Consider the following 10,422-nt stretch of genomic DNA (forward strand, 5'->3'; position numbering starts at 1 on the left):
AGTTGTCTGTTTTTCAAATGATATTCGTGTATCCTGACAATTATTTTAAGTAAATGCCGTCGCCAGGTCCTAATGGCAGGCCAAGTAAGAACCAGATTGCGAATAAAATAATCCACATAATCGCGAAGAATACCGAGTAAGGCAGTAACGCTGAAATTAATGTACCAATTCCAATATTTTTGTCGTAGCGTCTAGCAAATGCCAGTAAAATCGCAAAATAAGCAAGCATCGGTGTAATCGGGTTCGTAATTGAATCCCCTACGCGGTACGCCATTTGTGTTACAGCTGGCGAGTAGTTCAAGTACATGAACATCGGTACAAAGATTGGAGCAAGTAATGCCCATTTAGCCGATGCACTTGCGATCAGTAAATTGATCAATGCACAAATGATAATGAAGCCGATAAACATCGGTGCGCCTGTAAAGTTCATATTTTGCAAAAACTCTGCGCCTTTAATCGCTAAGATCGGTCCAATGTTACTCCATCCGAAATAAGCAATCATTTGTGCTGCAACGAATGCCAATACGATGAATGAAGATAGGTCACCGATTGATTTAAACATTTGTTCCGCTACATCGCGGTCCGATTTTACTTTTTTCGTAACGATACCGTATGCTAAGCCTGGTAATAAGAAGAAGAACAGCATAATCGGTACAATACCCGTCATAAACGGTGAATTTAAAAAGCCGTTATCTTCAGGATTTCGTAGTAGCCCTGATTCCGGTACTACTAAAATCGCCATTAAAATGACGTATGCTAATGTTACAATCCCTGCCCAGCGAAGCCCTTTGTTTTCTAAAGCTGTAAGTGGTTCAGCGACTTCAATCTTCCCGCCGTACTTACCAAAGCGAGGTTCTACGAATTTACCTGTTACCCAAGTTGCGACAACAACTAAAACAAATGTTGAAACGATCAGGAAGTAGTAGTTCATTGTTGCAAGTCCGGTATATGTAGGATCAACCAATTGGGCTGAAGTTTGGGTAATGCCCAGTAATAATACGTCTAAGGACGAAATAATAATATTCGCACTAAATCCTCCGGCAATTGCTGCATAGGTAGCAATTAACCCAACTAGCGGATTTCGTCCGACACTCATGAAAATCATTGCGGCGATTGGAGGTAAAATAATGAAGGCTGCATCTGCGGCAACATTCCCGACAAGACCTGTAAATAAAATAACAGGCAAGATGATTTTTTTAGGAGCACTTAAAACTGTCTTTTTCATTAAAGCCGATATTAAGCCACTATTTTCAGCTACCCCAATACCGATCATTGTTACAACCACGATGCCAAGTGGTGCAAAGCTCGTAAAGTTACTTACCATGTTTGTAACGATTTGAATAAGTCCTTCACGATTCAATAGATTGATCACTTCAATTGTTTCGTCAGTTCCTGGCTTAACAGCTGAAACCCCAAGTTTTGATAGAACAAGTGATAGCGCAAGTACAAAGAACGCTAAGATGACGAACAGCGTAACCGGATCGGGAAGCTTATTCCCCGCACGTTCGATGCTGTCTAGAAACCTATCAACCATTTTTTTCTTACCAACTTTACTTTCCATATGCGTCCCCCTAGAAGTTTAATGTTTAAAAGAATAGCAAAATATAAAGAGGATAGCAATGAGTTATGCAAATTTTTAGATTTTTCTTTATATTTATATAGTAATTTTGTATATTTAAGGGGTATTTTGGATGATAAGCTTTTTCCTAGGGAATTGTATTTACCCAAAATAAATTTCCACACAAAAAAAGCCTGGCGATAGCATGGCACGTCAGCTGTGCCATGTTTCCCATGCTTTCCATTCCGTATTTTATGGTGATGCTCATATGTAAAAGCGAATATTCTTTTAATAAGCTCACATCATCAAGTTAGTTATTAGTGAGTGCACGCTTTTTTTGAACGTACATATTTTTTAATTTAGCGTAGTAGGCCGCGGCATGTACTGCCCCTGCATCCGTTTTACGTAAAGCAAACTCGAACGCCTCTACTAAATGTTCTGTAGTAACCAATTCACTTCTGATTTTAATTAAATCGTAATGCTTATAATTGTCAGGTACTCTCGATAAAATTTCCTGATCCCCGGTAATTGAAATTAAATGATCGTCGTTAAAAAAAAGTTGTAGCATCGTTCATGTCCCCTTTTCTGTTTATTATCGTGATGTCACCCTTTGATAAGCTTTATAATTAATTTAATCGGCTTCTTACCATTACCCCGTTTTTAGCTAAATTAATCGTCAATTATTTTAGCAATTCAAAATAAAACGTTAACTATCTCTTTCGACTGAATTTCAATCGGTCATAAAGGTATTATAAAGATACACAGCCAGCAGTACTTTTAGATGATCTTCATAATGATTAAAATCAATTTTTAATATATCTTCAACTTTTTTGATACGGTGATAGAGCGTATTTGTATGAATATGAAGTTCCTTTGCAGTCGTTGCCATTGAACGATTATTCTGTACATACGTGAAAAGTGTATGTAGAAGTTCGTCTTTTGTTTCATGGTTAGTCCATAGTGAGGAAAATGTTTCACTTAGAAATGAGTTAATTTCTTCAGCAGGATGGTGCAAAAATAGTGTACTGATACCAATATCCCTGTAATGCAGAAGACCTTTTTTCTTTTGTTTTTTCAGATGAAGAAGAGCCTTTTCTGCTTTCAAATGGTAATCTTTAGCTTTGCCGGGATAGTATTGTCCTGTGCTTATTCCTGCCCGGGCTACTACTGTAAATCGCTCATTCCACCAATTCATACCGTTTTTTAATATGTTGGTAATGATTCCTTCTCCAGCTGAATCTCGGGTAAAAGATAAAACGGTTATTTTATTATTGTAGCTAAATAGAAGACTGTTCTCTAAAAGTAACTTCTCTTTTAAATGTGCTAGAAGAAGCAGTGCATCATTTTCAAGCGAGAGTAAATCGGCATTTCCATCTATTTCAATTAAAGCGATTTGGAGAAAATGATCATTATGAATTCCTAACTCCTGCGCAACAAGCTCAGCCTGCTGGGGATTTCTAATCTCTAAAAAACGATGGTAGGTTTCATACGTTTTCTTGTACAAAATTTCAGTCTGGGATCTAAGCTTCATAATTTCAAGCGAGAGAGTCAGAGCTCCTTGCTCAATGATCAATTGGTCGAGTTGTGATAGAGGGGTGCTCCCTTCTACAATGAGACAACCTAAAAAAACAGAGCCTGACCTTATCGGATAAATATAGCAATCAATTTGAACTGAATCATACGTCGATACGTAACTAGCTTCAGTTTTATTTGCAAAGAGTAAGAAAATGTCGTCCAGAATCGTGGCAATATGTTTAATATGCTGCGGGATGTAATTTCCTTCAAGGTAATCCGCATAGACAAGCTTTCTCTCCATTAGCTTATTCATTTCCAGAATAATCGCTTCCAGTCCTTTATTCTGAACGGATAACTTCGTGAGGTGCGTATGAATTTCTGTACGCTTCTCTAACATCGCATTCGTTTCTTTAAGCTTTTTTGATAAATGGGTAACTTCATCCAGGCTTTTTTGTACTTCTGTGTGAAGCTGTGCATTATATAGTGCAGTTGCTGCTTGGGAAGCGAAACTTTGCAGAAGAAGCAAGTCTGTTTCACTTAGGCCATCTTCTATATCAAAACAGTGAAATGTCATGACCCCCATCGTTTTTGTCCCGATTGCTACAGGGACAGACAAAATGGATTTAATAGTAGGGCTATTTTGATGAGCCTTCGTAATGAACTCAAGGTTCTCCTCACTTAAATTTGTCATGCTATTATAAATTTCTTCCGTTGAGGTAATTAACCTTATAACGCCATCCCTGAACACCTTTCCTGTAATGGACTCACCTATATTTACTTTAAAGAATCTAATGTTTTCATTAAAACCTACATATGTCTTTACTATGAGCTTATCCGAGATCGCATCATACATTTGTATATATCCAGCCTCTGCTGTTTCAACAATCTTCAATGCAGAGTACATAATTTTCTTCAATACTTCATCTAATTCAAGCGTCGAATTAATTGCTCGAAAGCTTTCCATAAGGTTCATTACATGATTTTGAGCTTTTTGATTTTCCCTACTTAACTGTTGAAGCAACGCCTCATTTTGTTCCATTTCTTCTCCCCCTTGTTGAATTCAACAACTTTCCACCCATAACTTTGTTTGGCTACACATGTGCACGACATTTCCGAAATTATATAATATTCAATAAATATTGAAAATAGAAAACGCTTACTTAAACTATTATTTTATTGAAAAACAGTTTATTTCGCTCGTTTTCTATTATTTGAACAGTGCACATTCACATTGGATGGGTAACTTTTAAGGGAGGGTATTTATGAAAAATGAACAAGTTCCTAATAAAAAGAGGCATATCATTCTTTCCTTGCTGTTTTTAGGATGGTGTTTATCCTATCTTGACAGAATGGCGATGAATGTTGGGATTGTGGAAATTGCGAAAGACTTTAATCTTAGCCCGTCTGTAATGGGCGTAGTATTAAGTAGCTTTTTTGCCGGTTATGCATTAATGCAGTTGCCTGGTGGTTGGCTTGCCGATAAATTCGGGTCAAGAAAGGTAATTGTAATAGCCATCGTTCTATGGTCTTTATTTACCGTTTTTACTGGAATGGCTTGGTCTCTTATGTCGATGATTATTATTCGTTTCATGTTCGGACTTGGTGAGGGAGGATATCCTGCTGCAAGTTCGAAAGCAATCGCGGATGTCTTTCCAAAGAAAGAACGGACGAGTGCCCAAACGATCATGATGTCATCAAATTCACTTGGTGGAGTGATTGCTCCTTTAATTGCTACCCCTTTACTTGTGTGGATTGGCTGGCAAAACCTCTTTTTTGCAATCGGGATTTTAGGATTCTTTGTTGCAGCCCTGCTCTGGTACTATTTAAGTCCTCAAAATATGCAGGTAGAAATTGTTGAGGAAGAAACAGTTCAAAAAGCATCCTTTAAAGATGTGTTGAAGATTCCTACAAGCTGGCAGTTGGCAATCATGTGGTTTGGCGTAAGTACGGTTATTTGGGGGCTCATCTCATGGATGCCGCCATATCTTGTCGATGTTAGAGGGCTTGACTTGATGTCGATGGGGATGCTTACATCCATTCCCGCTCTGGCTGGGGCTGTAGGTGTTATCGTCGGCGGGCAGCTTATTAAATCTTTATTAATAGGAAAAGAGAAGTATCTTGCGATTATAAGCTTCATGATCATGATCGGATCTCTTTATTTATTATTCAATGCGCCGTCCGTTACTCTCGTTATTATTTATCAGTCCATCTGTATGCTTTTCCACGGACCGATTGTAGCTATCATTTTTAGCCTTCCTCATAAATTATTCTCAAAAAACGTGATTGGATCTACGTTTGGAATGATCAACCTTGGCGGAATGATTGGAGCATTCCTCGCGCCAATGGTAATGGGCTATTTAATCGAAGTATTTAATGGCGTCTACGCCTCCGCATTCCTTTACATAATTGCCTGTGCAGTTTTAGGAATCATTGCTGCAGCTGGTCTAAAACCGGATCGTCCTGCTTCAGGCGGAAGAAAACAGGAATCTCCAAACTTAGAAACGATATAAATAACGGAAATGGAATGGACATACATTTATAGCACATGTTCATTCCGTTAATGATACTAGTAAGGAGGTTTTCAGATGTTATTACATAATTTAATGAAAAGATTGGATGAACAAAAGGAGCGCATCATTGAAATTCGCCGCTACCTACATGAGCATCCCGAGCTTTCCTTTCAAGAAGAGCAAACAGCCAAGTATATTCTTGATTTTTATAATGACGTGCCAGTGGATTCGGTTGAAATGAACTTTGGTGGCGAACGTGGTATCGTTGTAACGATTAAAGGGGCGAAACCAGGAAAAACAATTGCGATTCGTGCTGATTTCGATGCCTTACCGATTCAGGAAGAAACCGGTTTGCCTTTCGCATCAAAAAATGAAGGGGTCATGCATGCATGCGGTCATGACGGTCATACAGCCTATATGCTAGTATTAGCGCAAATCTTGGCAGAATTTAAAGAGCAATTAAAAGGTACGATTAAAGTGATTCATCAGCCGGCAGAAGAAGCTCCCCCAGGTGGTGCAATCGGTATGATTCATGCTGGTGTTCTTGATGGCGTTGATGCCATTATCGGAATCCATGTTATGAGCAACATGAAAACAGGTCATATTTATTACCGAAGCGGAAACACGCAAACCGGAAGATCGTATTTTAAACTTGTCGTTCAAGGTAAAGGTGGACATGGTTCATCACCACATCTGGCAAATGATGCGATTATTGCTGCAAGTTCCTTCGTCATGAATTTACAAACAATCGTCAGCCGCCGCATTAACCCATTTGATACAGCTTCCGTTACGATTGGCAATCTGGATGGAAAAGGTACGTTTAATGTAATAAAGGACTCGGTGACAATCGAAGGCGATGTGCGAACAATGACCCCTGAAACGAGGGAAATAATAGAATCAGAGGTACGCGCCTTTACAGAAGGACTGGAAAAATCATTTGGCGTAGAATGTAGTTTAGATTATAACAATGACTATCCTGTTCTATACAATCATCCAGAAGTAACTGAACACGTACGCCAAGTTCTTGAACAAGCATCGATTCCTGAAATCGAAGCCGTATTAAAAACACTCCCACTCCCCCCTTCAGAAGATTTTGCCTACTATCTCGAAAAAGTACCGGGATGTTTCTTCTATGTTGGGGCGATGCCAGAGTCAGGTGAAGCATATCCACACCATCACCCTAAATTTGAAATTAATGAAAAAAGCCTCATTATAAGTGCCAAAGCAATGGCTGCTGTCGTCTCTTCTTACTGTGATGGAAACAACACTTAAAAAGAAAGCATTGAACTTATGCCTATGCGTGTTTGCCAATAGTGTCCTCTTGATTTTTCAGGGGGCGCTTTTTCTCACATTGCTCATTTTTACATTTAGATATATAGTGTATAATTTTTTTATAGTATTTTTTTCATGGAACATTTTGTCCATGTAATACACTAACAAAAGGATTTCCTTAAGTTCGGTATAATCAGTCTATAAAAAGCACATCGGTATTTCATTGTTGCGGTTGTGACGAAGTACTTGGAGAGGATAGACATCATCTATGAAAATAACACGCGTCATTAAATATAATTTAATCCGTCTGTTTCGGCTTAAATCTGGTCCACATCAAGTTGCATCAGGGGTAACGATTGGCTTTATCCCTAGCTGGCTACCTACATTCGGACTCGGCCCCGTTCTTTCCGTCGGCATGGCAAGACTCCTAAAGGCGAATACCGTTTCCGCACTTGTCGGCGGTGTCCTTGGCACTTTTATCTGGCCGCTACTTTTTTTCTTAAATTATAAAGTCGGAAGCTTGCTGCTCGATCGAAATACAAAAGTCGATGAATTCGATGAAGTAGAATATATAGATGCAATCGAACATACGTATACAGGCATTGTGAATTCCCATTCCAGTGGATTCACCTTTTTAACAGGTGCCATGTGCAATATAGTTACCTCCTCAATCCTTATTTATCTCATGGTGTATGTGATGTTCAAGATGTACCGAGTGAGGATTTTAAATAAAATTAGGTAATGATATCACATAGCACCTGCCTTGGTTTGGTTTTTAACTAAAAAAACTAGCAAATAAGGATATTTGCTAGCCCTTTTGCCAACCCCCTCTTTTAATGGAACGAACTGAATACTACCTTATCTATCGCCTTTCGGTAGCTCCTTACCTTTCAATAAAATTCCGTCAAACACTCTCGTATCCTTCTGATTAGTCTTTATATATCCAATATTATCTAAACCAATCTCACTAGGAATTTTTGTTATTTAAGGGGGGGTGAACTAAAAATGAGCCCGGTACAATACCGGACTCACTCATTTCACCAAGCTTAGTTGGCTTCTTCTTATTTAAGCTTCATTGTTTCTGCAATTAATTTCGGTAAATCCGTATTGTCGTGGAATCCTACAAATTTCTGCGATTGAGGACCATAAACATAAAGCGGGATATCTGCAGCCGTATGATTCGTGCTTGTCCAGCCGATAGACGCATGTTTACTTACTATTGTATTAATGGCATAGGATGCATCTTTCGCTTCCTTAATATAGTTAACATCGCTCTCGCTTAATGGAAGTCCAGTATATCGTTCCACTACTTCACGAACGTTTGAACGATCGCTGTTTAACTTGCTTGCCATAGTGTCCCCAGTTGCTGTGACATTTTTTAAAACACTTACTTTTGAACCTCCAGTTGTCATACCACCTGTGTCATGGTCACCCGCAACTACAACTAAAGTTTTCCCGTCTTTATTGGCAAAATCCATAGCTTTTTCAACTGCTTTTTCAAAAGTTGCTACATCCGACATTGCCCAAGCCGCATCATTGTCATGTCCTGCCCAGTCAATCTGGCTTCCTTCCACTACTAGGAAGAATCCATCCTTATCTTCTGCTAAAACTTCAATTGCTGCTTCTGTCATATCAGCAAGGCTAGGTTCTTCTGTTTCGCCGCGCTGTAATTCAGGAGCCAGTGAATCACCAGCGAATAGACCAAGTAGTTTATCGCCATCTTCCACATTTAAACCACTTACATTTGCTAATTCGTCTCTTGTCCCTACGAATTCAAAGCCTTTTTCTTCAGCTTCTTTAATAAGATGACGCTCCTCTTGATTTCCACCTTCAGATTTTGGCAGGAAGTTGCTTTTACCTCCACCAAGCATAACATCTACATCACTATCAACAAGCTGTCTTGAAATTTCCGCTTCTTTGTTTCGGCTATCAACATGGGCAGCGAAAGCAGCAGGGGTAGCATGGCTAATCGTTGACGTAGCCACTAATCCTGTAGATTTCCCATTTTTTTCAGCTGCTTCTAGAATCGTTTCAATCTTGTTTCCTTCTGCATCAAGTCCAATGACACCATTGTTTGTTTTAATACCAGTTGCCATCGCTGTACCGGCAGCTGCAGAATCGGTAGTATCGGAGTTTGCCGAATAAGTCGTAAACATTCCTTTCAAATGTTCCTCCCAAATCGCTTTCTCACCTTTATATGTACGATAATTCGCAGCATAGTCCGCACTAAATCCGTCCGGAATCATATAGATAACATTTTCCACTTTTCCATTATTACCATTTCCATTACCGGCATTTTCCGGTTTAGCAGCATTGGTCATTCCAAGGTTTAACCCGGAAAATGCTAGAGCTCCAGTTAGAGCGACAACACTTAGTTTTTTATACATTTTATCTCTCCTCCTCTTGTCTTCAAAACTAAGCTTAATAGACAAATATTGATGGAGAGTTAATGTGCCGTAAATTGTTCATTAAGAAAATTCATATAATTACGAAAAGGACCTTTGATTGTAAAGAACAGCCGAACAGAAACTATAACAATAATACTAGTACAATAACTAAGGTGTGTGGTTGTTATTTAACTAAAGCCCCCTGAATAATGACTTACCTTTCCAACTCTATATATTCTCTTAATAATTTCCATACATCTCTTTCTTTTCTCCATACAAACATACATTGAGCATAATAGGGCGCGCCATTGATTAAATTTGTTTCTCTACCTAGAACTAAATATTCATCTCCATTTTTGCGCTTAGTAATTGAAAAAATTTCAAAGCTTTTCTCCGCATTATCCAATTGTCTCAATACACTATTAAGATCATAGTCATAGTAATATGGGTCAGGTTGTTCTATATTTGAATGAGCCCAATACCCAACAAAACTCTTTGACATATAATCTCTAATCTTGTCACTATTCTTACTAACAAAACCGTCATTCCAAGCCCTAAAATAACTATTTAATAATTCCTTTATTAACTCCAACTTTCATTCCTCCTTACCTTATACAATTTCAATAAAAACTTAGTAACCTCCTGCTACAATAAAGGTTGTTTAACTACCTGAAGAAATTTACAGAGAAAAGCTGATTTTAATCAATCTTTATTACAAAATAAAAAAATATTATTCAACAAAATCGGCCTTAATCTCAAAAAAGAGCCTCTCCTTCTTCAAGGAGGTACTGCACCCCAAAAGTTAGAGTAAAAACTAACTTTTAGGGTGATTTTTTATGACGAAATATAATGAAGAATTTAAATTGATGGTGGTTCAAGAATATTTAAGTGGCTCACTGGGATATAGAGCGATAGCGAAAAAATATGGTGTCGGTGCTACACCGTTAAGGAAATGGGTACGTGCTTATAAAGAGTTTGGATGTAGTGGCCTATCTGTTAAGAAAACGAAGCAGTTTTATTCTGTTCAATTTAAATTAGATGTATTAAGCTATATGAAACGAACAGGTGCTTCCCATCAAGATACTGCGATTCACTTTAACTTGAATGATCCAACTTTAGTTGCTAGTTGGTATCATCGGTTTTTAAAGGAAGGGATAGAGGGCCTGCAAAGAAAACCAAA

Annotated in this window: 9 protein-coding genes; 4 read left to right on the plus strand and 5 right to left on the minus strand. The window is 38.4% G+C overall.

The features are described from left to right. Positions 1–40: 40 nt before the first annotated feature. From ABS917_RS17855 to ABS917_RS17865, 3 genes are all read right to left on the minus strand, one after another. Positions 41–1,561 carry an AbgT family transporter gene (locus tag ABS917_RS17855; RefSeq protein WP_350480253.1) on the minus strand — a complete coding sequence of 507 codons (1,521 nt, stop codon included), beginning with the start codon at positions 1,559–1,561 and terminating at the stop codon, positions 41–43. 307 nt (positions 1,562–1,868) lie between these two features. After that, complete coding sequence (locus ABS917_RS17860) at positions 1,869–2,126, minus strand: UDP-glucose 6-dehydrogenase (RefSeq protein WP_350480254.1); 258 nt, start codon at positions 2,124–2,126, stop codon at positions 1,869–1,871. Between the two features lie 162 nt (positions 2,127–2,288). Continuing rightward, entirely contained in the window at positions 2,289–4,112 is a 1,824-nt protein-coding gene (locus tag ABS917_RS17865) for a helix-turn-helix domain-containing protein (protein ID WP_350480255.1), read from the minus strand. Between the two features lie 223 nt (positions 4,113–4,335). Between ABS917_RS17865 and ABS917_RS17870 the strand changes: the two genes are divergently transcribed. From ABS917_RS17870 to ABS917_RS17880, 3 genes are all read left to right on the plus strand, one after another. Further along, entirely contained in the window at positions 4,336–5,583 is a 1,248-nt protein-coding gene (locus ABS917_RS17870; protein WP_350480256.1) for an MFS transporter, read from the plus strand. A gap of 75 nt (positions 5,584–5,658) precedes the next feature. Next, positions 5,659–6,855, plus strand: coding sequence for a M20 family metallopeptidase (locus tag ABS917_RS17875; protein ID WP_350480257.1), 1,197 nt, complete (start codon positions 5,659–5,661; stop codon positions 6,853–6,855). A gap of 268 nt (positions 6,856–7,123) precedes the next feature. Next, positions 7,124–7,597 carry a DUF2062 domain-containing protein gene (locus ABS917_RS17880; protein ID WP_350480258.1) on the plus strand — a complete coding sequence of 158 codons (474 nt, stop codon included), beginning with the start codon at positions 7,124–7,126 and terminating at the stop codon, positions 7,595–7,597. 319 nt (positions 7,598–7,916) lie between these two features. On the opposite strand, the gene ABS917_RS17885 is transcribed toward ABS917_RS17880, so the two are convergent. Both ABS917_RS17885 and ABS917_RS17890 read right to left on the minus strand, forming a co-directional pair. Then, a complete protein-coding gene (locus ABS917_RS17885; protein WP_350480259.1) occupies positions 7,917–9,242 on the minus strand; it encodes an alkaline phosphatase in 1,326 nt (441 codons plus the stop codon). A 214-nt stretch (positions 9,243–9,456) separates the two neighbouring features. Next, positions 9,457–9,834 (minus strand): nuclear transport factor 2 family protein, encoded by a 378-nt coding sequence (locus tag ABS917_RS17890; protein WP_350480260.1) that lies wholly within the window; start codon positions 9,832–9,834, stop codon positions 9,457–9,459. Between the two features lie 244 nt (positions 9,835–10,078). On the opposite strand from ABS917_RS17890, the gene ABS917_RS17895 reads away from it, so the two are divergent. Next, a partial coding sequence (locus ABS917_RS17895; protein ID WP_350480261.1) for a helix-turn-helix domain-containing protein occupies positions 10,079–10,422 on the plus strand: 344 nt, incomplete at its 3' end.

Source organism: Solibacillus sp. (assembly GCF_040273735.1).
Lineage (GTDB): Bacteria > Bacillota > Bacilli > Bacillales_A > Planococcaceae > Solibacillus.

Coding starts and splice junctions, on each gene's coding strand:
- ABS917_RS17855 (WP_350480253.1), bottom strand. CDS start 1,561: ATGGAAAGTAAAGTTGGTAAGAAAAAAATGGTTGATAGGTTTCTAGAC.
- ABS917_RS17885 (WP_350480259.1), bottom strand. CDS start 9,242: ATGTATAAAAAACTAAGTGTTGTCGCTCTAACTGGAGCTCTAGCATTT.
- ABS917_RS17860 (WP_350480254.1), bottom strand. CDS start 2,126: ATGCTACAACTTTTTTTTAACGACGATCATTTAATTTCAATTACCGGG.
- ABS917_RS17870 (WP_350480256.1), top strand. CDS start 4,336: ATGAAAAATGAACAAGTTCCTAATAAAAAGAGGCATATCATTCTTTCC.
- ABS917_RS17865 (WP_350480255.1), bottom strand. CDS start 4,112: ATGGAACAAAATGAGGCGTTGCTTCAACAGTTAAGTAGGGAAAATCAA.
- ABS917_RS17880 (WP_350480258.1), top strand. CDS start 7,124: ATGAAAATAACACGCGTCATTAAATATAATTTAATCCGTCTGTTTCGG.
- ABS917_RS17875 (WP_350480257.1), top strand. CDS start 5,659: ATGTTATTACATAATTTAATGAAAAGATTGGATGAACAAAAGGAGCGC.